The following is a 25,054-nucleotide window of genomic DNA, read 5'->3' as shown; positions in this document are numbered from 1 at the left end:
TAGTCGGTGCTGGGTTTTTTTATGCCAGTCACTTTTATATAAAGATGGCCAGCACCGGCTAGCTAATTTATAGTTTCGTTTACTAATAACCCTGTAAACGGAAAAGCTGTGCAAAAAATAACTAAGCTTATCGCCGGCGTATTCTGTTGCGCCATGGTTTTTTCTAGCTCGGCCTATGCTGTTTGGCTAAGCGATAGCCAGGCTATTATGGGCACCAGCGTGACAGTGGAGTTATGGGCTGATGACGAGCCGCAAGGCCAGCGCGCTATGCAGGCGGTGTTTACAGAAATGCGCCGCATAGACAAAGCCATGAACCCTTGGGATGAGCACAGTGAGCTGGCGGCGATTAATCGTCAGGCGGCGATAGCGCCGGTGCTTATTTCCGACGAGTTGGTGCAAATAATTAACAAAGCCTTATTTTATTCTCAGTTGAGTGAGGGCGCTTTTGATATTAGCTTTGCTTCGGTGTCGCGGTTTTATAATTTTCGTGCCGGTAAAAAACCCAGCGAGCAGCAGCGCAAAGCCATGCAGGGGGCCATTAACTACCGCAATATACAGCTAGATGAAAACGCCGAAACCCTTTTTTTTAGCGACAAAAGAATTAGCATAGATTTAGGCGGCATAGCCAAGGGCTATGCGGTAGATCAGGGTATAGCGTTATTGGCCAAACACGGCATAACCTCAGCCATAGTCAGCGCGGGCGGTGATAGTCGTATACTAGGTGATAAACACGGCAAGCCTTGGGTGATGGGCATACGGCATCCGCGAGATAAAAATAAGCATGCCCTGCGTATACCGCTAGCCGATACGGCCATTTCTACGTCGGGGGATTACGAGCGCTTTTTTATGGAGGGTGATGTTAGGCATCACCATATTATTAATCCAAAAACCAGTTACTCGGCACCTGCAGTGCAAAGTGTGAGTGTGTTGGCGAATAAAGCTATTGATAGTGATGCGCTGTCCACCACGGTGTTTGTACTGGGGGTTAGCAAGGGCTTGGCCTTAATTAACCAACTGCCAGGCATAGATGCCATTATTATTGATGGCCAGGGTTTGTTGCATTGCTCCGACGATTTACTGATGTCGCAATAAGCTGTACTGGTTAGTCTCACTAATACCAAATGCTGAAATAAAATTTAATCACATTGGCATCAAAGTTATATAACTCTTCTTCACCTATGGCGGCGCCTTCGTCATCTAGGTTGGTGAAGTTGTTGTAGTTAAAGTCTATGTAGTCCCACTGCAAGCTCACTTTGCTTTTTTCTATATATTTAGTAAAGGTAGGGAAAAAATAACTCACCCCTATGCCTATAGTGTTGTTGTCAAAGTCGCTAAGCTCTTTATCTCTGGCGCGGTAATCTTTCTCGTCCTGTGAGGAAAATAAAAATAAGTCGCCGTAAAAATCGGCCTGAGTTTGCTCATAGGTTCGGTACTTAAGATCAATCACCCAGTGCTCGCCTATAGGATGGGTGTAATTAAGCTGGTAGGTCTTCGCCTCTATGCCCCAGTCGTCAGTGAAATAACGGTACTCCGCTTTAATCGCCGCGCGGTAGGGCAGGTAATAGGCTAGTCGCAGCGAGGCGGCATCACTGGTGCGGGTGCTGGGGTATACCTCTTGCGATAATTGATAGCCTTGGCTGGCATCTAAGGGGTTGGTTAAAAAACGGTAGTTGCGATAGGGGTTGTTTAAAAAACCTTCATCATTAATGTTTTCATAATTAAAACCCATGATGAGGTTTTTAGTGAGTATTTGGCTAAGGCCAAAGCGATAGTTTTGCCTGTCTATGGTTTCTTCAAAGCTATCGTTGCCATTTTGGCCTACGGTGTCATTGCCTCTGGCATAGCCAAAGCTAATGGTGGTTAGGTCGCCAAACATATCTTGGCTAATGCTCAAGTAGCTGCTGTCCGCCTGGTAATCGTTTTCGTCACTGCGGGTAATACCGGCAGATAACAAGCTTTTGTCGGCTAAATACGTGAGACCTACGCTGTACTCAGTGCGCTCTTCGGTGTATTCGCTGGCGCCGCTGGTGGTGACGTCGATAGAGGCGCTGCTGACATTATCCACATAATAATTGGCGTTAATCGATACGGTTTCGGCAAAGTTTTTGCGTACTAAAATAGAGGGGCCGTCTATGGTAACACCGCCGCCATCATAGCTGTGGTATAGCGCGTCGGCGCGCTCCTCTGGTAACACCACCGCATAGCTGGCTTGGCTAATAACGACTGTCGCCAGTAAGGCTAGCTTGAATAGTTTAGTTACAACCACAACCACCTCCGCCACCGCCTTCAGCGCCACGGGCACCCTCCCGGGATTGATAAACATGGTGAGTATAGGCATCCGCCACGGGGTTAGCATCAAAGCTCATAATGGGATCGGCCATATTTTGGCGCTCATAGGGTTTTACCCAGGGCTGGATAGAGCAGCCTGTTATGCCGGCGAGTAACAATAGTAAAAGCAGTTGTTTCATATTATTCGCGTATTAATTGTTTGATTTGTTTTTCGTACATTTTTTCATAGCCTGCTTGATAGGCTAAATGCATAAAACGCATATTGCCGTCGCGGTCTATGATAACGGTGGTGGGCATGGCGCTCACTTCATACAATTTGCTGGCGTTGTTTTCGCTGTCGTAGAGTATGGGGAAGTCGACAGGGTTGGCGGCTAATAATTTATTGGCGGCGCTGTTATCTTCTTCTACATTCACACCCAATACGGTAAAGCCCAAACGCTGGTATTTTTTGTGTAGCTTATCTAGTTCAGGCATTTCTTTGCGGCAGGGGCCGCACCATGAGGCCCAAAAGTTTAATAGCACCACATTGCCTTTTAATTCGTTTAAGCGAATATTGTTGCCCTGGTTACTCTTTAAGGTAAAGTCGGGCGCGGGCTTGTTAAGGCCTTCGGCTAGGCTTAGGCTGCTGAAAAAAACTGCTAGCAGTGGAATCAATAAACGCTTTGTCATGTTAATGCCTCGTATGCGATGGGTGCTTAAATTAACTGCTTAAAAGAAGTAACTCAAACCCATAGATAATTCTATATTGTTGGTGGTTTCTTCGCGGCCAAAGGTTTCGCGGTCAAAAATATGGTCACGCACGTCTATGTGCACCGCTAAATAATCGGTAAGCAATAATTGATAGCCTCCGCCGTAGGTGACGGTAGACCAGTCATCGCCTAAAAACTTCGTGTTACCAGCGCCTAAGGTGAGGTAAAAGTTAGAGTTAAAATTAAATCGGTCACTAAAATGGATGTGGCCTGGCAATATATTAAAGCCTATAGCAATATTGGTTTGGGTGAATTCGCGCTGGTCCTCAACAAATAGCGGCGTGCCGCCGACTAGCTCTTCATAGCTGGTTAAATCACCCTGGGCTTTGCTGTAGCTGGCTTCAAAAAATAAATATTCGGTAACATGCCAAGCAAAGCGATATAACTCTAAATCGGTGGTTTCAAAGTCTTCTATGCTAATCACCCCTGCGTGTACGCTAATAGCGAAGTTTTCGCTGTCTATAGCATCTATACCGATTTCACGTCGGTCTATGTCGGGGATGATAATTTGTTCGTTGTTTTCTTCAGCTAGGGCTGCCGTGGCAAAACCCAAGCTAAGCAACGTTAATAAAATGCGCTTATGCCTAATGTCCATGCTTCTATTTCTTCGTCGTCGTCTCGGTTAGAAATTACCAGATAATTAGTATATTGCAGCCTTAGTAATAGGCGTTGGGCTAAATACATACGTAACCCCGCTGCCGCAAAACTGACATTATCCTTGCGTTTTTTGGTGGCCGCCAAGTTTGACTTGGGCCGTGTCTCATAAAAACCGCCGCCTACTGTTACAAACGGCGAGATACGCCACTGAGGGAAGGGCTGGTGGCTTAACCCTAGAAAAGCGCCAGTACCATTACTGGTGAGGCCAAAGGTTTCCAAATAACTGACTTCCACGGAGAGGTTGTCGGTTAAAAAATAACTGCCGTATACGCTAATGGCATCACTGCCTTCAAAATCACCTACTGCAAAACCTGTTTCCCATGTTCGGTGTTGGCTGCTGGCAAAATCGGGCAGCGATATATCCAAGGGTTGGTTGCGGCTATCTAGGGTGAGGGCTATTGCTGTCGCGTGGGCCCAGCCCTGTATGCCTTTTGCGGTTTCTACTTTGTACCAGTCGGTTTTGCTTTTAATAATGCTAATGGTTTCGCCGCGCTCGGCCACGTAAAAAACCGTGTGACCTTTACCTGGGCCCTGATGGATATTGAGATAAGGCTCGGCTATCTGCGCTTGAAAATAATCGCTATCGGCTAAAGTTTTAACACTAAAGCTCAGTGTTAGTAGCAAAAACAAGAATGTGGTGTAGCTAGTTATTTTTATCACAGCGCTTTTATTGTTGGGTGGTTAGGGCACGATTCTGGGGTCGAAGGGATTGTTATAGTACTGCGCCCCTATGTCCAGCCATTCTGATAGTAACCGCAATTCGGCATTGCTTAATAGCCCTGTGTGGTCATAAGTACCCGAGGTGGGTGTTGATAAGCTGGGGTCTTGGTCTTCGGTACAGTTGGCGGGCAGTGCCGGCTCGGCAATATTGTTGCGGCCACATACGCTGGCATTAAAGCATCCCCAAAAGCGGCTGCTATTGCGGGCACCGGCCGAGGAGAGGTTGCCACCTATGGTGATGTTAACGGTTTGGTTGGCGGTGCCTATAACATTGCCGTCGGCATCTAGCACATCCACTACGCAGGTGCGGGTTCTGTTCACCACATTGCCGCCGGGGCCATCTAGCGCGTTTTTGATATCACCTCTAAGCAACTCATGGTAAGAACGCATATGTTCAGTGGGATTGAGGTCTGAAGGCACGCCGGTTAAATCAAGTTGCCCGGGGGGGATAACACTGCTGGCTTCTTTGTGGCAGCCGGTGCAGGTAACCGTGTCGCTAAGGGCATCGGTACGCTCTCGTTCCCATATCGGTTGGATGTGATCTTCGTAGTTAATCACGATACGGCTGGGTTTATCTTCATCTAGGTTTTTTCGCACCATGGATTTACCGGCGGCGATATTGTCGGTGCCTGCAGGTAGGCTGTCTTCATCGGTCCAGTCGGCGGGGTAGCTGTAATCTATAGACGCTTCGGCGGTGACTAGGGCGGTGTCGCTCCATATGTCGATGTAGTTAGGGTTTAAGGTGAGTTGGCGTGGCGGATTATGCTGTAGGTAGATTTGCGCCATAGTTTGGCCCTCAGCGCTGGCATACAGGCTGGGGGAGGTCACGGGATAGCCTAAGCGCGAACCTAGGTTGCTGGCACCAGAGTTAGAAGAGTCTACTCGCGAGTCAGTGCGGCCGTGGGGCACAGTGCTGCCGGCGTCGTGGCAGCCGCTACAGTGGATGACTTCACCAGGGGCAGCGTAGAGCCAGTAGTTGTGGCGTGAGGAGCTGGTTTTGTGACCGTTCTGGTCGAGAAAATTAAAGGTGAAATTAGTCTGAGCGGGTATAGCCACTGCTACGGAGCCATCGGGCTCTACCGTGGCGTAACCTAAAATTTCACGCATGGGTTGGTTAGTGTTAACCCCAAAGGCGTAATTGGGCGGGTCTAAGATATCCTCATAAGTGTCTTGTATGGGTTTGGTAACGCGCATATAGCGCACGGGCCTGGCTAGAAAGTCGGCGCTGCCGGGGGTGGCGTGCTGGGCTATGCCTGCGGGTGAGATATCTAGCCCGTCTAGGTCGTAGATGCTGTCGATAACCAGTAGCGCCTGGTTATCGGTAGCCAAGTCGCTGTAGACCTCGCCCAACTCGGCGGCAATACCGGGGAATGCGCGCTCAACACCAGCCACGATTTCGGCGATGTAATAGCCTTCTTCCCCTAACACTACCGGTTGTTGAGTATCGCTATTGGGGTTGTATAGCCATACCCCGTATAGCGGTGGCGCCAACACTTCGTCGCTGGCCTCGGGCACTACATTGCAGGGAGTGGCAATGCCGTTAACCATTATGCGGCAGGGGCTCCAGCTAACCAGTAGGCGTTGTTCGTCATCATCCAGTGGGTAAAAGGCAGTGAACTGGCCGCCGCTGGAACGCTGGCTGTCGGTGCGTACGGTTAAGCCGGTCAGTGTGCTCTGGCCTTTGCCTACGCGGCTAAGCTGCGGCCAAACGCCTATGTTGTTGTCGACAAAGTTTTCTTCATCAATAACAACCAGGTTGCCGCCTAACGTGGGGCTGTCAGCGGTTTTGATGATGGCGGCCAAACGGCCATCGGCCAGCTCGCGAGCTTGGGTGTATTCAACTTGAGTGCCGGCGGAGCCGCCGTCACCGCTGTGGTAACCATAGAGTAAAGAGCTATGCCTGCCGCTGGGGTTGACTCTGAATAAGCTAATTTGGTCGTTGCCGGGGGTGCTTATCCATTTGCTATAAACAATCTCGCCGCTGCTGCGTACCACTGGGTCTAGGTCGTGGCTGCGGTTAAAGGAGATCTGAGTAATGGGGTCGGCGAGGTCGTCAGGGTCAAAAATATGCAGCACCGAAGAGGGTTCTTCTTCTCCCGCTATCAGCCCCTGTCTAAAAGTGGAGTAGATTTGGCCGCGGCCTTCATCCAGCTGGTTACTCTGTTCTATATGTTGGCGGGTAGAGCTAAACACGATGCGGTCATCGGTTAAAAAATGAGGAGCCGTATCTTGGGCGCTGCCATACTCCACGCCCTCGTTGCGTAGTAGTGGCGAGGCCATTACATAGCTAACTTGCTGGCTAACAAAGTCGTATTGCCACAGGTTCCACGTAGTAAATTCCAGATTGGTGGCGACGGGGCTGGGTACCACTCTAGCGGCAAATAGCAGGGTTTTACCGTTGTAAGAGGTTTCTAAATCTTTGATATCTAAACGTAAGCTGGCGCTGCTGACGCTCAGCTCGGCGGCCACGATAGCGCGTATTTTGCTATTGAGGTTGATCTCCTCACCGTTAAAGCCCGAAGGGTTGCGCACAATCAGTTCGGCGCCGGGGCTAAAGGCGGTGGGTGCTTTGAAATTGGGCGGGGTGCTGGGCAGCGGGCGCTTAACATAGGCTATGGGCAAAGTAACTGTAACCGGGTCGGCATCGTCGGCCGAAATGGTGTCGCTGCTGTCACCGCCACCGCCGGTACAGGCGTATAACAGAACCAGTGAGCTGAGACAGCTTAGCCGTAAAAAGTTATTCATAATGCCTTGTGTGGCGCTAGCTTATAGCGCCTTGATAAGTGGCGAGTGGCGTCCATGTGATGTAGCGATCCTTTTAATGGTTATCACTTGTTATCAATCAATAGTGCTTATTCTTAGCTTATAGGCGGTATTTTATAGTGCCTAATGGGTTAGGGGTTAATAATTTGTAACAAACTTGCTTAGTTTGTGTTCAAAGTCACGATTATTTCCCTCATACCATTTATTATTGCAGCCATAACGCTATGATACCTGCCTAGGCTGACACCGCATGACGCTGGTGGCGATAGCAACATAAAAGTAACAATAGGTAGCCACTATTAAGTTAGGTCGCCACTATAGTTGCCCGCATTCTTCGGGAGGGAAGATGAAAGCTTGGATACCCCTGTTAATCGTAACCGTATTGCTGCCCAGCTTAAGCATGGCAGGCCCGCGCGAACAGGCCCGCAGAATACACGATAGGCTGACGGGCACGCCCCCCACTGAAAACATGCTGGCGGCGATGGAGGCAGCGATAATTGCTAGCAATGCTGTCGATGCTGCCGAATATGCTATGGATGGTGCGCCCGCGCAGGGAGGTAACCCTGCTGAACCCGCCAATGGCAATTTTTATAATGTGCTGGTAAAAAATTGGGCGACCCCCGCCACCAATCAATCCTTTAATGTTTTTGCGTCGCTGAACGATTATAGCGCTACCGTGATAGGCATGGTGCGCGATAGTGATTCTTCGGTAGATTTTCGTGACTTGCTCGCTGCAGACATTATTTATACCAGCAATGTCAGCGGTTTAGCTCCTTATTCCAATAGTAACAATACCCACTACGAAGATTTAGAGAGCAGCGCCGAGAACATGGGCGATCCCGCGGTGCTGCAACAACAGGTGCAGTCAGCCATTACGGGTATATCTGCTGCCGGTGTTGCCGGCGTGCAAACCACTCGCGCCGCCGCCAGAGCTTTTTTTATTGATGGCACCAATCGCGCGATGTTTAGGTATAACTTAGTTAACCACTTATGTATGGATTTAGAGCAGCTAAAGGATACCTCCCGCCCCTCCGACCGTGTCCGCCAAGATGTTTCTCGCAGCCCCGGACTCGATAGCACGCTGTTTTTAAACCAGTGCGTGGGCTGCCATAGCGGCATGGATCCTATGGCACAAGCCTATGCCTATCATCAATACGAGTATCCTTCTGAAACTGACCCTATACATGGTGCAAAAAGCCAAGAAGAGCGCGAAGAGCTAGGGCAAATGGTTTATACCTCTGGGGCTGTACAGGCCAAATACCACATTAATTCCGGTAATTTCTCGCCAGGTTATGTCACCCCGAACAATCACTGGACTAACTACTGGCGTTTGGGTGATAACAGCGAGCGCATAGGTTGGCTCAACACGGCAGCAGATAACGACGGCGCTAACTTAGCGCTAAACCCGCAGTACTCCGAAGGTGTGGGTGCGAGCTCTTTAGGTGCGGAACTGGCCCACAGCAAAGCCTTTAATAGCTGCCAGGTGAAAAAGACCTATCGCAGTGTTTGTGGCCGTGAGCCAGGCCCCGGCGATACTGCCGACGTCAATAGCATTACCACCAATTTCAGCGTCAGCGGCAATATGAAGCGTGTATTCGCCGAAGTGGCCGTGGCCTGCTCTAACCATCTATAACAGGGAGTAGGTGCATGGATAATAAGATGAATATCAACAAAACCTTCAGCCTTAGCTTGGCGCTCTTAGCCCTTACTGCAATGCTGTCGGCCTGTAGTGGCGGCAGTGGCGGTGGTGGCAGTGATAGAGAAAACGACCTTAGTGGTGACTTAAGCGAGCCCGAGTTTGTTTACTCAGGTCCGTCGCCTTCCAGCAGCAAAATTCAAAATTTCAAAATTAATTTTTACGACAAATTGGTAAAAGATAATCGCTGTGGCTCCTGCCACACCCCTGGCGGCGGCGCGCCCATCCATTTTGTTAATCAAGACGATGTTAACCTAGCTTGGCAGTCTGCTAATACCGTGGTGAATTTGTCTGACCCGGCCAAATCGAAAGTGGTAGAGCGAGTGGCTAACGGCCATAACTGCTGGATACCCGGTGGCGATGCGACCTGTGCCGTTACCATACAGGCTTATATAGAGCGCTGGGCCGCGGGCTTGGCGGAGGGCGTCACCAGCGTCACCCTATTGCCGCGCACCTATTACTCGCCAGCCGCGAGCAAGCGCTTGCCCGTGAGTTATAACGATGCCGAGGCATTACTGCCCTTGAGCGATAGCACTGAATTATTAGGGTTATTGCGCAGCTATTGCTCGGGCTGTCACTCCGATACCAGCGCTCAGGCGCAAACGCCTTTTTTTGCCAGCTCGGATAATGACATCGCCTACGATGCCTTACGTGGCAAAGTGAATTTATTAAGCCCTAGTGAATCGCGTATCGTGGTACGCGTAGCACAGGAGCGTCATAACTGCGGTAGCGACTGTAATACCATAGCCACCGAATTCGAGGACGCAATTACTCGTTTTGCCGATTTAGTACCGCTGGTGGAGCTGGATGTAGTCGCCAATAAAATCAGTTCAGCACAGGGTTTGGTGCGCGATGGCATCGTGGCCAGCACTGGCGGCCGCGTCGAAGGCTCATTGTTAGCTAAGTGGGAATTTAGAGAAGGTGAAGGCATAACTGTAGCCGATACCAGTGGTGTAGATCCCGCTATCGTATTAACCGCTAGTGGCGATCATGAATGGATAAGTGGCTGGGGTATGCGCTTTGACGGTGGCCGTGTGCAAGGCGCGGTAGAAACCAGCACCAAACTCAGTGGCCAGTTATCGCTAACCGGTGAATACAGTATAGAAGCTTGGGTAGTGCCTTTTAACGTTAGCCAAGAAGATGCTTGGGTGGTGGCCTACTCCGGCTCTAACACCAGCCGTAACGTTATGTTGTCGCAATCCCTGTATAACTACAATGTAGCGGTGCGTAGCAGTGTGAGTAGCGGTAACGGTGGCGAGCCTGTGCTATCCACGTTGGATGCTCAAGAGGCTGCACAGTCTGCTCTGCAGCATATAGTTACCACTTACTCACCAATAGACGGCCGCAAAATCTACGTGAATGGTGTGGATATGGGTTTAACCGACCCTGTAGGCGGTGGTTCATTAAACAATTGGAACGCTGGCTTTGCCCTAACTATAGCTAATAGTGTGGGCGGCAACAGACCCTGGCAAGGTGCGGTGCGCATGGTGGCGGTACACGATAGAGAGCTAACACCTGCCCAAATTACCGCCAACTACGCTGTGGGGGTGGGGCAAAAATACTACATGCTGTTTAGTGTCGCCGAGCATATTAACGACCCCGGCAACTGCCATGTGGGGGTAGCTGATGAGCGCATTGATTATTGCTATGTCGTCTTTGAAGTTAGCGAATATGACGATACCAGCTACCTATTCGACAGGCCGGTATTTATTAATTTGAATCCCAGCCCTTCGGCGCTCAGCTTCCCTATAAAGGGATTGCGCTTAGGGATAAATGGCCAGCTGGCCTTAGTTGGCCAAAGCTTTAGCAACCTCAATGTGGTAGTAGATAGCAGCACCTTTAGCGATGTCGGTTTTAGTCAGCCAGCACAAGTGCTGTCCGAGCAGGGCACTATTATTGCCAAAGAGTACGGCCCTAATGGACCTGAGCCCGATGTGTTCTTTTTAGCTTTTGAAGACATCAATGGCAACGCCAGTGTGTTTAATGATGGTTCGGATGATGCCGCCAGCTATGCCTTTACCGCAGTGGGTGATGACAACGTGTCCGATATTATTGTGCGCACCTTCGATCAAATTAACCAAAGCTTTGCCAGCATTACCGGTGTCTCTAGCGCCAGCACTACCGCGAGTGCAGTCACCGGTAAATCTGTGTCAGAAACCTTTGTTGCGCTTAAAGAGCAGCTGCCTTCGGTGGCTAACTTTCAGGCCTATATGTCATCTCATCAAATGGCGATTACTCAGCTAGCCGCCGCGTATTGTGATGCATTGGTGCAAGATGCGGGTTTAAGAACGGCTTTGTTCCCCGGTTTTGATTTTAGTGGCAATGTGTCCACCCATCCGCAAATGAGCGATGAAACTGTGGCAGGTGAAAACTATTGGGGTAGCAACATCGTCGATCCTTTGATCGATAAGAGCATGAATACCGGCCTGTTGAGCCTTGCCGCTAGAACAGGCATATACGATAGAGTGGTGACGCTGATTACCGATATTAACGATAATCACCCCTATGTGTTCGATGGTACGGGCTATATACCTGACCCTGATGCGTCCAGCCACAATAAAAAAGATGGCCTGCGCTATTGTTTGAATAATGCCGCTTGCCCAAATGCTAAAACGGCAGAAGTGGTAAAAGGTGCTTGCACCGCAATACTGGCTAGCGGCGCTTTAACCATACATTAACGAGTAAACATAATGGCTAACAACAAAAAAACTTTTGGCCTAGATGAGGCGTTAAAGCATCCTGACCACAGCCGGCCTAAAACCCGCCGTGAATTCATCTCTCAGGGCTTTAAGGCCGGCGGCGGTATGATGCTGGGCACCTCTATCTTTAGCTTAATGGGCTCGCGTGCCCATGGCATATCCGGTGGTTTACTTGATAAATATTACAACCCCACCAGTTGTGAGCTTTCCAATTTAACGGGTCGTAAAATTCCATTTATCTGCTTTGATTTGGCCGGCGGCGCTAATATTTCTGGCTCTAATGTGTTGGTGGGTGGCCCTGGTGGCCAGTTAGACCCCTTAAGTACTGCGGGTTATCAAAAGCTGGGCTTAACCCCCGATATTACCCCCAACGATGCCGGTGACTTTAGCGATGATTCCTTGGGCTTACTGTTCCATACCGAGAGTGCCATGTTGCGAGGTATACAAGAGCGCGCCTCGGCAGGCGCTCAGGCGGCCACCAATGGTGCGGTAATCCCTTGCCGTTCCGATAACGACACCGGTAACAACCCGCACAATCCCATGTACGGTATTTATCAGGCGGGCCTGCGTGGCCAGTTGTTGCAGTTGGTAGGCTCAGAAAACACCGAGTCGGGGGGCAATTCTATGGCGCCCTCTATGTATATCAACCCCGAAATACGCCCGACCAAAATCGACAGAGCCAGCGATGCCCGCGGTTTGGTAGATGTGGGTGATCTCAACCAGCTATTAGATAATTCAGAAGATGTGGTTGCCGTGATGGAAGCTATGAAGCATATCACCGACTTTAAGCTGGATATGAGCGATACCTTGGTAACCCCCACCGCGCAAGATACTAAATTAAAAGAGCGCATTAGCTGCGAATATCTACGCAGTGCCGATACCTTGGAAAAATACAACGACCCCAATGTGATAGACCCTTCGGTAGACCCGATTATTGTCGACGATGCCACCGGTATTTTTACCACTGCCGAGTTTAATGGCGATAGGGAATTTCAAAAAACCGCCTCGGTTATGAAGTTAGTCATAGACGGTCACGCCGGTGCGGGCACTATAGAAATGGGTGGCTTTGATTATCATACCGGCGATAGGCGCACCGGTGAGGCACGTGACTTACGCGCCGGTCGCTGCATAGGGGCTTGCATAGAATACGCCATGCAAAAAAATACCCCGTTAATGATTTATGTGTTCAGCGATGGCTCAGTGGCCAGTAATGGCATGATAGAAATGGTTAACGGTATAGAGAAGGGCGTGTGGACAGGGGATAACTCCTCTACCGGAGCCTCCTTCTTTTTAGTAATAGACCCCGTAGGCGGCAGACCCGCCCTGTTAGATCAAATGCCCAGCAATCCATTGATGCATCAACAGCTAGGCTGGATGCGCTCTGATGCTTCGGTAGAAACCGGTGCCACGCCGGCAGCAAACAGCGTGAATCTTTTGGTAGAAACCGTCATACTCAACTACATGGCCTTACACGGCGAAGAAACCAGCTTTGCCAATGCCGGTTACTTCCCCAGCCAGAGCTTAGGGGCAACGGTAGATGAGCGTAAGCGCTATACTGCGTTTCAGCCCTTAGCCAGTGTGTCCGGTGGTTATATAACCCCGCCGGTATAACTCGATAATAACAAACAGGGTTTTTATCCTATGTTCAGTTTCTTAGGTAATAAAGTAGCCAGCAAGGCCAGCGTCTGCTGGCTTTTTAGCTTAGTGGCACTTTTAAATAGTGCAGTTTTTGCGCAGTCGCCGCAGGCCTTGGTGGACGATGTGCAAAGCATTAAAGAGCAGGTGCTGGAACTTAATAAAGACCTGTTTATTTTAGAAGAAGAGTTACTGTTCCCCGCTGAAACACAGTTGTCGGTTTATGTGTCGTTAGATGTAGGCGAGTATTTTAAACTAGACGCCGTTAAGCTTATGGTGGATGGCGAAATGGTGTCCTCTTATTTGTATACCGATAAGCAAGTCGATGCTTTGCGCCGCGGTGCCATTCAGCGTTTATATCAAGGCAATGTACGCAGCGGCGAACACGAAGTGGTAGCGGTATTTACCGGCTTTGGCCCTCTGGGTGAAAACTTTCGGCGCGCTACCGACATAACTTTTAACAAAGACAGTGACGCCAAACATCTGGAGCTGAAAATTGTCGATTTAACGGCCTTGCAACAACCGGAATTTGTTGTCAAAGAGTGGTAGTTAAATCGTTGAAAATAATTAAGCTAGTAAAACGTATCACTAAAACGGCTCGCTATTGTGCGGCCGGATTTTTATTGTCTGCCCCCTTTTCCCTGCAAGCCGAAACTGTTAAAGATTTACGCTATGGCGTGGCACTGTATCACTTTTATCAAGAAGATTATTTTAATGCTCTATTAGAATTGATTTCAGCACAGCAGTTGCAAGCCCTGCCTAATCACCAAACCAATGCCGAATTGTTAAAAGGCGGTATTAGTTTATCTTACGGTTTAGATAAGCAAGCCGAAGCTATTTTTAGCCGTTTACTAAGCGCTAAGCCAGCGCACGCTGATACCATAGTGTTGGATGAGCAGCAAAAAAATAAAGCCTGGTTTTATTTGGGAAAATTAGTCTACCAGCAGGGCGATTATCCCCGAGCGATAAAATTGTTGGACTATATTAGCCAGCAAAAAACCAGCGGATTTTTTACTAGAGATCAACCTTCAAGCTTACAAATACAAGCGCAGTATTTACAGGCCACTATGTTGCTGGCGCAAGGTGACGTGGCGCAATCGCGGCAAACTATGCTGGCGGTGCCTGAGCTGTCTATCTATTGGCCTTATTATTATTTTAATTTAGGTTCTGCCTATGCGGCACAGCAGCAATGGTCAAAAGCCAGTGAGGCTTTCGAGCAAGCGCAACGTTTAATGCTAGGGCATGAGGGTGAGCAGGCGCTAAGAGATAAAGCTAACACCGCCGCAGGCTATGCCTATATGGCGCAGCAAAATTACCCAAAGGCGGTTGTCGCCTTTAGGCGTGTGAGTTTAAACAGCTTAGTGGTTGATAAAGCGCTGTTGGGATATGGCTTGGCCGAAAGTGAGCGCGAAAATTATCAACAAGCCTTAGCACCTTGGCAGGCCCTAAGAAAACAGTCACTATTATTGCCCGCCGTACAAGAGGTGATGTTGGCCCTGCCCTATGCCTATGAGCAGCTGGGCGGTTTAACCGAAGCATTACAGGAATATCAACAGGCGGCGCAGTCCTATCAGCAGGAAATTAACAAGCTGAGCGAGGCGATCACTTTATTTTCTGAGCAGCCTTTGGGGCAATTATTTTCCTTAACGGGGTTAAATCAAAGCTGGTTATCCAAACGTGAGCTGCCCCCTATAGATAACAACACGATTTATATTACCCACTTAATTGCTAAACATAGCTTTCAAGCGAAACTGCGCGATTACTATGATTTGACCGTGTTACAAAAAAATGTGCTAGAAATGTCGGCAAGGCATGAGAATTTATTAGCTGTAGATAACGAGCAGCAGCACTACTGGCAGCAACTCACCGAAGGCGGCCAATTAAGAAAATATCAAAACCAGTATCAGCAGTTACTACAGTTGCGTAAAACCTTGGCAGAAAAGTTACAGCAAGCAGAAGCCGCTGATCCGGCGCGTAGCTTAGCGCAAGGTGATGATTTTGAGTTATGGCGAAGAGTTGATCAGGCTTATGGCCGGATAGCACAGCTCAGCCAACAGGGGCAGAATCTGAATACGGAGCAAGCCTTACTTAGTCGTTATGAAGATATTTTGCTGTGGCGCAGTGAAGAGCGCTATGCCGATAACCATTGGCAATTAAACAAGGCTATAGCGGCATTAGATACGCACTTGGCCGTCACTCAAAATACTATCGAGCATTTACAGGCGGCGGTTAATGGTAAATCACAATCCCTTTTTCAATTTAGATTACAGCAACTGCAACAACGTTTAGTGCAGCAGCATGTGCAAATAGATAAGCAGTTAGCCAAAACCAGCGAGACTATTCGAATCTCAGCCATCAATGAGCTGACCCAGCAAAAACAGCAGTTGCAGAAATATTTGGCCAGAGCAACTCTAGCTGTGGCTAGGCTATACGATTTGGGTAGTTATCAGCAGGCTAGTCAGCCCGCGGCACAGCAGTCGGGTGTTGGCGATGAATAGATTATCACTAATAGTGCTTAGCCTCTCGCTGTCTGCATGCTCGATGTTTGGCAGTGACCCTACAGAAAAAACGGCTACCTTGGCGGACTTGCAGCCTGCCTATTTGCCAGTAAAAAATCAGCAGTTGCCCAGCGCTAATCTCAATGAACTACGTGATTTATATGTGGCGGCACTAAAGGCCAGTGACGATCAAGAAGTGAGGCGGCAAGTGAATAGCCGCTTGGCCGGTATAGAAATGTTGCGCAGCGAAGAGCTGCTAGCGGAAAGCACCGGCAGCGAACAAAAATTATTTGCCGCCACTATTGCTGCATATGAGGCTCTATTAGCAGATAACCCTAATGACGCCAATACCGATCAGCACCTCTACCAACTAGCTAGAGCCCATGAGATGAACGGCGAGCAAGACAAGTCGCTGGCTATTTTGACGGGTTTGGTGGGTGAGCACCAAGATTCAGCGCGTTATGTGGAGTCACAGTTTCGCTTAGCGGAAAGTTGTTTTTCAGCAGGTAAATATAAAGAAGCTGCACAGAGTTACAAGCATGTTATCGCCAGAGGCGAGGGCCTGTATTACCAAAACTCGCACTATATGTTGGCCTGGTCATATTTTAAAGCGGCTCATTACGACTATGCCATAGAAAATTTTATGCTAACGCTGGACTTGATGTTGCTGCACTCTGATGAGGCTGTTGCCCGTGAACGTGGCGACCAAGAAATAGTTAACGATAGCCTGCGCATGCTTAGCGTCAGCTTTTCTACTTTAGAAGGTGTAGAAAGTTTAAACCAAACCTTAGATAGCATGGGTGAGCGACGCTATGCCGCGCAGCTATACCAAAGCTTAGCGAGTTATTATTTAAACCTACAGCGCTATAAAGACAGTGCCGACAGCTACCAAGCTTTTGTTGAACGCTACCCGCAGGCAGATCAACGCTATCGCTATCAAATAGCGCAAATAGAGGTGTACCAGCAGGGTGGTTTTAAACAAGAAGTATTACAAAGCAAAATTAATTTTGTGGCAGATAACCAACACGACAAGTCCTATTGGCAAACTCGCAGTGCGGATATTAAAACGGCTATAGATGATAGCCTGCAAAATTATATTACTGAGTTAGCGTCTTACTATCACACTCTGGCGCAGCAGGCCGATAAAAAACAAATCGCCCAGCAACGGCAGCACTATCAACAAGCGGCATATTACTACGCGTTGTTTGTAGCGAGCTTTCCGCGCCATGAGCTGGCGGCCGATATGTTATTTTTATTGGCTGAAACCCAATATGAGTCGGGCAGCTACCAGGCGGCTATAGCAAGCTACGAGCGTGTGGCTTATCACTATAGCCACAGCGCAAAAGCTGCAGAGGCCGGCTATGCCGCCATACTCAGCTACGATCATTTACCGCTGCCTGCGCAGGACGACCCCAGCTATAAAATTACCCAAGATAATATCAGCCTAGCTAAAATAGATAGCAGTTTACGTTTTACTCAAGCCTTCCCCGGCGATAGCCGCAGCCCGGCCATACAAATAAATAGCGCGCAGGCGCAATTAGGATTAGGGCTTTATGAGAAAGCTATCATCAGCGCCAGTGCCTTAACGCCGGGTAATGCTTTATACCGAGCAACGGCTGATAACAGTATTACAATGTCGGCCTGGTTAGTAATCGCACAAAGCGCCTTTGATACCCAAGATTATTTTTATGCCGAAACCAGTTATAGCGAAGTGTTAGCACTGTTGCCGCCCAAAGATAAACGCTTACAGGCGCTGAACGAGCGCTATGCCGCCAGCATCTATAAGCAAGGTGAGCTGGCACTAGCCAGCAATCAGCACTTATTGGCGGCACAGCACTTCACCCGAGTGATGAATAAAGTACCTGCTAGCAGCATACGGGTTAATGCCCAATTTGATGCCGCCAGTAGTTATTATGCGATTAAAGCTTGGGATAAGGCAGCAGACTTATTATTGGATTTTCGTCAGCGCTATCCACAGCACACCTTAACTGCTGGTATGGGTGCGACACTGGCGGTGATTTATCAAGAGACGGAGCAGTGGGGCTTGGCGGCCGATGAGCTGGCAGGGGTTTACCGAAATGAACAAGATCCCGTAAAAAAAGCGCAGCTACTTTACTTAACGGCAGAGCTTTATGAAAAAGCAGCTAACAGCAGCCAGGCTATTAGCTATTACCGCAACTACGCCCATAACTATAAACAGCCTTTTGATATTAATTTAGAGGCCATGAATAAACTCAATGAGCTTTATTTATCCGCAGCTGAAGATGAAAAACGACGCTTTTGGCTAAAACGATTGATGCAAGCAGATGAGCAGCAGCGCAGCGAGCGTTCGCGTTATTTGGCGGCCATGGCCTCTAGTGTCTTTGCCGATGACGCCTATCAGTCCTTTAAAGAGATTAAGCTTACGCTGCCTATTAAAAAGTCACTGCAAAAAAAGAAGCAAGCCTTAAACCTAGCTTTGCAACGCTACCAACAAACAGCGCAATACGGTGTGGCAGATTTTGCTACTTTGTCGTTATATCGTTTAGCCGCGGTTTACGGACAGCTTAGCCGCGACTTAATAAACTCAGAGCGGCCGGATAGCTTAGATGAACTAGCATTAGAACAATATGAGATTTTATTAGAGGAACAGGCCTATCCCTTTGAAGAAAAGGCCATAGCCATACATGAGCAAAACATACAAAATAGTTGGAACAATATTTACGACGACTGGGTAAAAGAGAGCTTTACCGCCTTAAGGAAGTTACTACCCGCCCGTTACAACAAGGAAGAAAGTGTTAAAAATTCAATGGAGGATATTTACTAATGACTATATTACGTAATGTTAGCGCCCTGTTGTTGGCCTTATTGATAACAGCCTGTAGCACGTCCGTAGAAAAGCCTGGGGCAGAGTCCGAGCCAACAGCACCCGTGTTAATCAGCCCCTATCAGCAAAATGCCAAGCCGGTGGCCAGCGAAGCGAAGCGTTATTTTGCCGATGCCCGTGAGGCCATGCAAGCGCAGCAGTGGCAACAGGCTGAGCAGCACCTAAGCTGGATTATGCAGCACTACCCACAATACTCAGGCCCCGTTGTTAATAGGGCGGTAGTGGCTGAGCAGCTAAGCCAGCTAGAGCTGGCCGAGCAGTATTACCGCAAGGCCTTACAGGTCAATGCCTATAATTTAACCGCCTATAACCGTTACGCAATTTTTCTAAGGCAGCAGGGCCGTTTTAACGAGGCCGAAAAGGCTTATCAAAAAGCCCTAGCGGTTTGGCAACACGATGCTGATAGCCATCGTAACCTAGGTATTCTGTATGAATTATATATGGGGCGCTTGGCCGATGCCCAACAGCACTACCAACAGTACTTACAGTTGCGCGAACAAACGCCGCAGCCTTTTGTTGCGGATAAAGCCTATAAGCAAGTGCAGGGTTGGGTGATTGATATAGAGCGGCGTTTACAAAAACAGGAGCAGGCGGGATGAAATATTACACGCTAATCAGTTTGCTTTTGCTGTTACCTTTTAAGCTACAGGCCCAGCAGCCGATGGTGACCTTGCAAAGCACGGTAAAGGGTAACCAAGAGCAACCGAAAGTGTTATATATTATGCCTTGGCAAAAAGCCGATAGGGTGCAGCTTAATTACCAGCCTATGCAAGGTATAACCACCGAGGTGTTTAGTAATATTGATAGGGAAGAGTTTTTACGGGAGATGCGTTTTCGTCAGCAATTGGCCGACAAAGCGGCGGCCAAAAGCCCATAAAATACTATGGAGTTGGCAGTTTTAACAAATAGCGGTGGTGTTTTAGCGGCTCTTTTTTAATAATTTAAACCATATAATCAAAAAAAGCCTAGCGAGTGTCACAAGTCGCTTGTTGGGCGATAGCGATAGTCACAATAGGATTGATCATGGATATATTAGAGACAATGTTACGTTTTTTCCAAACTGGCGGGGCATTTATGTACCCTATAGCGGTGGTGTTAGTGATAGGGCTGGTCATAACGCTAGAGCGTTGGCTGGTACTCACCGCGGCTAAGTCTGCCAATAAAAAAGCCTTTGGGCAATTGTTGCCGGCGCTAAATAAAGGCGAGTATGGCAAAATTGTTGAGGTCTCTAAGAAGTCTAGTGTGCCTATGTATAGAATTGTGGGCGCGGGCTTGGCGCGCTTTAGCACCAGCAACCGTCGCGATGATGTGGAATACGCTATGGAAGAGGGCATTATGGAGGCGCTACCTCGCTTAGAAAAGCGTACGCCTTATTTGGCTACCCTCGCTAATATATCAACCTTGCTGGGCCTGTTAGGTACTATCATCGGTCTAATTGCAGCCTTTAGCGCGGTGGCCAATGCCGACCCAGCTGAAAAAGCTACCTTGCTATCCAATAGTATTTCGGTGGCTATGAATACCACGGCCTTCGGTTTGATTTCGGCTATCCCCTTATTGTTATTCCATAGCCTGCTGCAAACTAAAACGTCAGAGATAGTCGATAGCTTAGAAATGGCTGGGGTGAAAGTGTTAAATGCTCTAGGCAATAAGCAAGTGGTACGCACCCGCCAAGTTGATAATAAATAAGCCTGACAATAAGAGTTTTTCATGATGAGAAAATTCAGGCGTAAAAAAATCGAGGATGCCGAACTCGATATCACAGCCTTTATGAACCTAATGATAGTACTGGTGCCAGTGCTATTACTGGGTATGGTGTTTTCACAAATTACGGTGGTGGATGTTAAATTGCCGGAGTCTGCTTTAAATGAAGCGGCGAATAATGAAAAAAACCACCAAGTAGAGCTGCTGATAAGACAGGACTATTTACTGATTAATTACCCGCAAGGTGTACCCGTTAAAAAAATTAGTAAAGGTGAAGGCGGTGAGCACGACTTTGCTTTATTAAGCCTCACCCTGCAGGAAGTTAAACGTCAGTTGCGAGAAAAGGGTATAGACAGAAAAAATATCACCATACTGTCAGAGCCCGATACCCATTACCAAACCATTATCAGTACTATGGACACCGTGCGCTCCTATCAAGCGGTGGTGGCAGCATCGGTAGTTGATGCGGCCTTGTTTCCTGATATTTCCTTTGGCGATGCGCCCGTTAGCGCAACAGAAGCTGCAGCTGCGGGAGGTGACTCGTGAAAAGTTCCCTACGCGCTAAGCGCATGGCTAGAAACCACAAGCGTCACAGCGGCCAGCCCAAGTTAAACCTAGTATCGCTAATGGATATTTTTACCATTTTGGTATTTTTCTTAATGGTGAACAGTGGTGATGTGGAGGTGTTATCCAGCGATAAAAATATCAGCCTACCCGAATCTACCGCCGAGAAAAAACCAGAACTTAGCCTCACCATAAAAATCACCGATAAAGATATTATTATGCAGGGCCAGCGCTTGGGGGCGGCGTTTAATGCTGATGACAGTATCAATGAAGCGACTATAGACGCTTTAGCAAAAGAGCTGCAATACCAAGCGCAGCGTCGTGCAACTATCAGCGAGCGAGAGAAAAAACTAGGCCGTGCGGTAATTATTATGGGCGATGAAGAGATGCCCTACACTTTGCTGAAAAAAATAATGACTACCTGCTCAGCACAGGATTATCGCGATATTAATCTAGCCGTTAGCCATATTGCGCCTACCGCGTCGGCTGCCGAAGGCAGTGAGGTGGAGGGTTAATGAGCGCAATGATGATGACAGGCCCAGAGCTGCAATTACCCTGGTCGGCCACCGAGGCAGATGATGCCCGTTTTATACGCTTTGTGCGCAACGGTCTTATTGCCCTGTGTATTGTGGCCGTGATAGTGCCCTTTATGCCGGTGCCAGAAATTAGCCGCGAGAAAAAAGAAGCGCTGCCGCCGCAATTGGCGCAAGTGATTATGGAGCAAAAGGAGCTGCCACCGCCGCCGCCTCCTGTAGTTAAGCCCAAGCCGAAAAAGCCTGAGCCTAAAAAAGAGCAGCCTAAACCTAAAGAAGTCGCGAAAGAAAAGCCGCAACTCAAAACCAAAGTGGTAGACGAGGTTAAACAAGCGCGTGATCAAGCGCAGGTGTCAGGCTTGCTAGCTTTTCAAGATGATTTAATGGATATGCGCGACAGCTTGGACGTGCAAAACCTTAACAATGCTCCGGTTAGCAGCGGCGAACAAAGTGCTGCCAAAGTGGAGCGCTCAGTAATTACCGGCAAGGCCGCCCAGGGCAGTGGTGGCATAGCCACCGCTAAACTCAGCCGCAACACCGGCGGTGCCTCCTTATCGGGGCGGGCAACCACCAAAGTCGATAATGCCGATGCCGTGGCAGTGAGTGAGCAAGCCAAGGCGGGAGCGGTACAGGCTTCGGGCCGCAGTGACGAATCTATACGTCGGGTCATGGATAAAAACAAAAGCCGTTTGTTCTCTATTTATAATCGCGCATTGCGTTCAGACCCCAGCCTACAGGGTCGTTTTGTCTTTGAAATGGTCATAGCCCCCAGCGGCCAAATTACCGGCCTGAAGCTGGTCTCCAGTGAGTTAGGGGATGATGCCCTCAATAAAAAAATCCTGTCTAGGCTTAGGCTAATCAACTTTGGGGCCGAGCAAGTGTTGGCGACTACGGTTAATTACTCCGTGGACTTTGTGCCTTATTAAGTACGGCCTATAAGGCGGCTCCTTTCTAACGATAAAAACCCATAGCAAAATGAATAATTTACTATGGGTTTTCTTTTTTATTTCCTTTTCTTATATCAGCATTGTACTTCCTCACAGGCTTTCACCCCCTATTGGTTTTTGTTAGTCATTTTTTAAAATAACCTTGCGGTGTTTTCACCCCGGCTCGTCAAGTAGCTAAGGAGCCTCTATCTCGCTCAGCCCGCGTGGCTGTTTATCTATGGAGTGGATACGGGTTAGGGGCTCCAACACATAACTCTATAAAAATAGTGTCAAGGGGACTGTATGAAGACAACAACCATAAGCGCAGCGGTGCGAGCTGTTATTGCAACCAGCCTAGTGGCAGCCGGCGGGGCCAGCTTGCCTAGCTTTGCCGAAGATAAAAAGATGCAGTTGGAAGAGGTGATGGTGTCGGCCAGGAAGCGGGACGAGACCCTAATTGAAGTGCCTATGAATATTAGTACGATTGGGCAGGTAGATATTCAAAAGCGTAACCTCATCAAGAAAGAAGATTTTTTCCGTACAGTTGCAGGTGGTGCGACTACAGGCTCACAGCTTATTTTAAGGGGGCTGAGTGGCGGTAATGATAGTTCTCCTGGCACCACGACAACTTTTTATGATGGCGTGCCGTTTAATTTTAGCGATCTGTACGACACTGAGCGCGTTGAGGTATTGCGTGGCCCGCAAGGTACCTTGTGGGGGTCAAATGCTATAGGTGGCACAGTACAGGTTATTACTAATAAGCCCTCTACCGAGGAGTTTGAAATATTTGGTTCTATACAGGTTAGCAAAGAGAAAAATGTAGAAGGCACCGGCAATCGTGCATATCTAGGTGTCAACGTGCCTATCACTGATAATGTTGCTATGCGCCTAGTTGCAAATGCTAGCTATGAGCCGGGTAAAATTGAAAATGCTGCGACGGGTAATACTGGCTACGATGAAGATAGTTGGCTGCGGGCGCAAATGTTGTGGAACATCAATGAAGATGCGCAATTAATTGTAGGCTATACCCATTCTGAAGAGTACGCAGAAGGTTTTAAATATAGCGATGCCTCGGCTCCTGCTAACTATTATACCGCTGAGTTAACGCCTAACCCTGCTGCAATGAGCGGTTACGACGTGGTTATAGATTATTACGGTGGCAGTTGTGATGCCGGGCAATCACGCCCTGATTGTCGTCAGCCATCACCTTTGGGCCGAGGTCAGCCAGATAAATTCACTATTTGGGAAAGAGTGGATGAGTGGCAAGAAGATGAAGTTGATATGATAAATATTAACTTCACCCACGATAACGTTGCCGGTATAGGCGCTTTGACTTATGTAGGCTCGTGGCGTGATAAAAAAGACCAAGGTTTGGATAACTGGAGTCGCAGCGATACCGGTGACTTAGTGAAGACTTGGATTATCAACCACGATTTTGATTCTGATACCGACGCGGATATGCCTGCCGGTAAGCGAATCACTCATGAATTGCGCTTCCAGTCTATTGATGAAGACAGCCCTTTCGATTGGACCGTGGGTTTTTACTATGACGAAAGTAAGCTAGGTCGCACCCCTGATCAGCAGTTTCAATACCACGAGGGTACGCCAGAGGCACTAGCTATAGCTTCGGAATTATGGGGCAGTAATTACTGGGGCTATATCTGGGATGACAGTGATGGTAATCCGCAAACGATTGATCAATTGGGACAGTCTTTATACGGTGACCCGACTAAAAACTACAACATTAACACCGTTAAAGATGAGCTAACGGAAACCGCTTTTTTTGGTGAGTTAAGCTATACGCTTAATACCTCAGTGGGTGAGCTTGAGTTTACAGGTGGTGTTCGTTTCTTTGATTTTGAGTGGGAAGAAAAGTCAATTGAATCCGGCATCTGGGTGGGTGAAGGCGGCGCAGTAACTGAAAATAAAGATAGTGCTGATGGCAATAGGCAGAAGTACAGTGTGTCGTATCGCCCTGAAGAAGATATATCGGTGTATTACTTATATTCCGAAGGTTATAGACCAGGTGGCAGCAGTCTGTCCAATGTGCCGCAAAGCTGTAGAAATGATCCTGTCGCACAATACTTCAAACCGGTCTATGGCAGTGACACTATAGAAAACCAAGAGATTGGTCTTAAAGGTCTGTTTTTAGATAAGCGGCTAAGTGTGAGTGCGGCAATCTATAAAATTGATTGGGATGATGTGCAGACAGATGTTTACATGGCTACCTGTGGTTTCTCTTACTACGGTAATGCCGCCCAAGCGCAGTCTGAAGGTTTCGAAATTGAAACAACGTGGATGATATCCGAGCAGTTAACCGGTACCTTTAATTATTCAAAAACCAATTCAGAGCTCTCGGCTGATGCCCCTTGGTTGGCAGCTGAAAAAGGTGATGATATGACCATGGTGCCTGATTACAACTGGTATGCGGCGCTAGATTATGAGTTTTCGGTATTTGAGAAAGACTCTAGTTTGCGCTTGTCTGCAACGGGCTACGGTGAATATAAGTCGCACTTTAGAGCGTTGGATCAAGATGTATCAAATTCCTACACTACTTGGGATCTTTCCGGGTCGGTAAGCGCTAACGAAAATGCTACGGTAAGTCTTCACGTGAGCAACCTGTTCAATGAAGAGTTTACCGAGTATAAGCGTTCTCGCTTGGACGGCCCAGATGACGGATTAGAGCAGTACGTTTATTATGGCCCAGAGCGTACCGTGACAGTGCGATTGGATTTTAGTTATTAATTAACTCTAGGGT

At 48.3% G+C, this 25,054-nt stretch carries 20 protein-coding genes; 14 read left to right on the top strand and 6 right to left on the bottom strand.

Annotation, left to right across the window (positions count from 1 at the left end; all coding sequences use genetic code 11):
* The first annotated feature begins 108 nt into the window (after positions 1–108).
* The gene (locus B067_RS0101745) at positions 109–1,092 is read left to right on the top strand and encodes an FAD:protein FMN transferase (protein ID WP_019528325.1); all 984 of its coding nucleotides are present in this window, start codon (positions 109–111) and stop codon (positions 1,090–1,092) included.
* Positions 1,093–1,111: 19 nt separating this feature from the next.
* Here B067_RS0101745 and B067_RS0101740 read toward each other — a convergent pair whose 3' ends face one another.
* The 6 genes from B067_RS0101740 to B067_RS0101715 are packed head-to-tail and all read right to left on the bottom strand — an operon-like array spanning position 1,112 to position 7,160.
* Complete coding sequence (locus B067_RS0101740; protein ID WP_240472819.1) at positions 1,112–2,266, bottom strand: DUF3570 domain-containing protein; 1,155 nt, start codon at positions 2,264–2,266, stop codon at positions 1,112–1,114.
* Positions 2,253–2,468, bottom strand: coding sequence for a DUF4266 domain-containing protein (locus tag B067_RS0101735; protein WP_019528323.1), 216 nt, complete (start codon positions 2,466–2,468; stop codon positions 2,253–2,255). Before B067_RS0101735 ends, B067_RS0101740 begins: the two co-directional genes overlap by 14 nt.
* A 1-nt stretch (position 2,469) precedes the next feature.
* Positions 2,470–2,958, bottom strand: a complete 489-nt coding sequence (locus tag B067_RS0101730; protein ID WP_019528322.1) for a TlpA disulfide reductase family protein — start codon at positions 2,956–2,958, stop codon at positions 2,470–2,472.
* Positions 2,959–2,997: 39 nt separating this feature from the next.
* Positions 2,998–3,633 (bottom strand): outer membrane beta-barrel domain-containing protein, encoded by a 636-nt coding sequence (locus tag B067_RS0101725; protein ID WP_019528321.1) that lies wholly within the window; start codon positions 3,631–3,633, stop codon positions 2,998–3,000.
* Positions 3,603–4,355 carry an SH3 domain-containing protein gene (locus B067_RS19400; RefSeq protein WP_019528320.1) on the bottom strand — a complete coding sequence of 251 codons (753 nt, stop codon included), beginning with the start codon at positions 4,353–4,355 and terminating at the stop codon, positions 3,603–3,605. The genes B067_RS0101725 and B067_RS19400 overlap by 31 nt, the downstream gene beginning before the upstream one ends.
* A 21-nt stretch (positions 4,356–4,376) precedes the next feature.
* On the bottom strand, positions 4,377–7,160 hold the full coding sequence (locus B067_RS0101715) for an HzsA-related protein (protein ID WP_019528319.1): 2,784 nt from the start codon (positions 7,158–7,160) through the stop codon (positions 4,377–4,379).
* A 364-nt stretch (positions 7,161–7,524) separates the two neighbouring features.
* Here B067_RS0101715 and B067_RS0101710 point away from each other — a divergent pair, with 364 nt between their 5' ends.
* The 13 genes from B067_RS0101710 (at position 7,525) to B067_RS0101650 (ending at position 25,041) form a co-directional block, all read left to right on the top strand.
* Entirely contained in the window at positions 7,525–8,811 is a 1,287-nt protein-coding gene (locus B067_RS0101710; RefSeq protein ID WP_019528318.1) for a hypothetical protein, read from the top strand.
* A gap of 14 nt (positions 8,812–8,825) precedes the next feature.
* On the top strand, positions 8,826–11,552 hold the full coding sequence (locus B067_RS19395) for a LamG domain-containing protein (protein WP_019528317.1): 2,727 nt from the start codon (positions 8,826–8,828) through the stop codon (positions 11,550–11,552).
* Positions 11,553–11,564: 12 nt separating this feature from the next.
* Positions 11,565–13,184: a hypothetical protein gene (locus B067_RS0101700; protein WP_019528316.1), complete on the top strand. Its 1,620-nt coding sequence runs from the start codon at positions 11,565–11,567 to the stop codon at positions 13,182–13,184.
* A 30-nt stretch (positions 13,185–13,214) separates the two neighbouring features.
* Positions 13,215–13,757 (top strand): hypothetical protein, encoded by a 543-nt coding sequence (locus B067_RS0101695; protein ID WP_019528315.1) that lies wholly within the window; start codon positions 13,215–13,217, stop codon positions 13,755–13,757.
* Positions 13,758–13,831: 74 nt separating this feature from the next.
* The gene (locus tag B067_RS0101690; RefSeq protein ID WP_156820722.1) at positions 13,832–15,706 is read left to right on the top strand and encodes a tetratricopeptide repeat protein; all 1,875 of its coding nucleotides are present in this window, start codon (positions 13,832–13,834) and stop codon (positions 15,704–15,706) included.
* On the top strand, positions 15,699–18,512 hold the full coding sequence (locus B067_RS0101685; RefSeq protein WP_083921337.1) for a tetratricopeptide repeat protein: 2,814 nt from the start codon (positions 15,699–15,701) through the stop codon (positions 18,510–18,512). The genes B067_RS0101690 and B067_RS0101685 overlap by 8 nt, the downstream gene beginning before the upstream one ends.
* Positions 18,512–19,171 carry a tetratricopeptide repeat protein gene (locus B067_RS0101680; protein ID WP_019528312.1) on the top strand — a complete coding sequence of 220 codons (660 nt, stop codon included), beginning with the start codon at positions 18,512–18,514 and terminating at the stop codon, positions 19,169–19,171. Before B067_RS0101685 ends, B067_RS0101680 begins: the two co-directional genes overlap by 1 nt.
* Positions 19,168–19,449 carry a hypothetical protein gene (locus B067_RS0101675; protein WP_019528311.1) on the top strand — a complete coding sequence of 94 codons (282 nt, stop codon included), beginning with the start codon at positions 19,168–19,170 and terminating at the stop codon, positions 19,447–19,449. The genes B067_RS0101680 and B067_RS0101675 overlap by 4 nt, the downstream gene beginning before the upstream one ends.
* 146 nt (positions 19,450–19,595) lie before the next feature.
* Complete coding sequence (locus tag B067_RS0101670) at positions 19,596–20,258, top strand: MotA/TolQ/ExbB proton channel family protein (protein ID WP_019528310.1); 663 nt, start codon at positions 19,596–19,598, stop codon at positions 20,256–20,258.
* Positions 20,259–20,282: 24 nt separating this feature from the next.
* Complete coding sequence (locus B067_RS0101665; protein WP_019528309.1) at positions 20,283–20,819, top strand: ExbD/TolR family protein; 537 nt, start codon at positions 20,283–20,285, stop codon at positions 20,817–20,819.
* Positions 20,816–21,352 carry an ExbD/TolR family protein gene (locus B067_RS0101660; RefSeq protein WP_019528308.1) on the top strand — a complete coding sequence of 179 codons (537 nt, stop codon included), beginning with the start codon at positions 20,816–20,818 and terminating at the stop codon, positions 21,350–21,352. Before B067_RS0101665 ends, B067_RS0101660 begins: the two co-directional genes overlap by 4 nt.
* Positions 21,352–22,296 (top strand): AgmX/PglI C-terminal domain-containing protein, encoded by a 945-nt coding sequence (locus B067_RS0101655; protein ID WP_019528307.1) that lies wholly within the window; start codon positions 21,352–21,354, stop codon positions 22,294–22,296. Before B067_RS0101660 ends, B067_RS0101655 begins: the two co-directional genes overlap by 1 nt.
* A gap of 303 nt (positions 22,297–22,599) precedes the next feature.
* On the top strand, positions 22,600–25,041 hold the full coding sequence (locus B067_RS0101650) for a TonB-dependent receptor (RefSeq protein ID WP_026244339.1): 2,442 nt from the start codon (positions 22,600–22,602) through the stop codon (positions 25,039–25,041).
* Positions 25,042–25,054 lie beyond the last annotated feature (13 nt).

Source organism: Dasania marina DSM 21967 (assembly GCF_000373485.1).
Lineage (GTDB): Bacteria > Pseudomonadota > Gammaproteobacteria > Pseudomonadales > Dasaniaceae > Dasania > Dasania marina.
This window is presented reverse-complemented; position numbering and strand designations above follow the sequence as displayed.

Excerpts from the sequence above, each read along its gene's own strand:
- B067_RS0101735 (WP_019528323.1), bottom strand. The coding sequence starts at position 2,468 with ATGAAACAACTGCTTTTACTATTGTTACTCGCCGGCATAACAGGCTGC.
- B067_RS0101655 (WP_019528307.1), top strand. The coding sequence starts at position 21,352 with ATGAGCGCAATGATGATGACAGGCCCAGAGCTGCAATTACCCTGGTCG.
- B067_RS0101710 (WP_019528318.1), top strand. The coding sequence starts at position 7,525 with ATGAAAGCTTGGATACCCCTGTTAATCGTAACCGTATTGCTGCCCAGC.
- B067_RS0101685 (WP_083921337.1), top strand. The coding sequence starts at position 15,699 with ATGAATAGATTATCACTAATAGTGCTTAGCCTCTCGCTGTCTGCATGC.
- B067_RS0101675 (WP_019528311.1), top strand. The coding sequence starts at position 19,168 with ATGAAATATTACACGCTAATCAGTTTGCTTTTGCTGTTACCTTTTAAG.
- B067_RS0101665 (WP_019528309.1), top strand. The coding sequence starts at position 20,283 with ATGAGAAAATTCAGGCGTAAAAAAATCGAGGATGCCGAACTCGATATC.
- B067_RS0101670 (WP_019528310.1), top strand. The coding sequence starts at position 19,596 with ATGGATATATTAGAGACAATGTTACGTTTTTTCCAAACTGGCGGGGCA.
- B067_RS0101730 (WP_019528322.1), bottom strand. The coding sequence starts at position 2,958 with ATGACAAAGCGTTTATTGATTCCACTGCTAGCAGTTTTTTTCAGCAGC.
- B067_RS0101725 (WP_019528321.1), bottom strand. The coding sequence starts at position 3,633 with ATGGACATTAGGCATAAGCGCATTTTATTAACGTTGCTTAGCTTGGGT.
- B067_RS0101695 (WP_019528315.1), top strand. The coding sequence starts at position 13,215 with ATGTTCAGTTTCTTAGGTAATAAAGTAGCCAGCAAGGCCAGCGTCTGC.
- B067_RS0101680 (WP_019528312.1), top strand. The coding sequence starts at position 18,512 with ATGACTATATTACGTAATGTTAGCGCCCTGTTGTTGGCCTTATTGATA.
- B067_RS0101700 (WP_019528316.1), top strand. The coding sequence starts at position 11,565 with ATGGCTAACAACAAAAAAACTTTTGGCCTAGATGAGGCGTTAAAGCAT.
- B067_RS19395 (WP_019528317.1), top strand. The coding sequence starts at position 8,826 with ATGGATAATAAGATGAATATCAACAAAACCTTCAGCCTTAGCTTGGCG.
- B067_RS0101715 (WP_019528319.1), bottom strand. The coding sequence starts at position 7,160 with ATGAATAACTTTTTACGGCTAAGCTGTCTCAGCTCACTGGTTCTGTTA.
- B067_RS0101650 (WP_026244339.1), top strand. The coding sequence starts at position 22,600 with ATGAAGACAACAACCATAAGCGCAGCGGTGCGAGCTGTTATTGCAACC.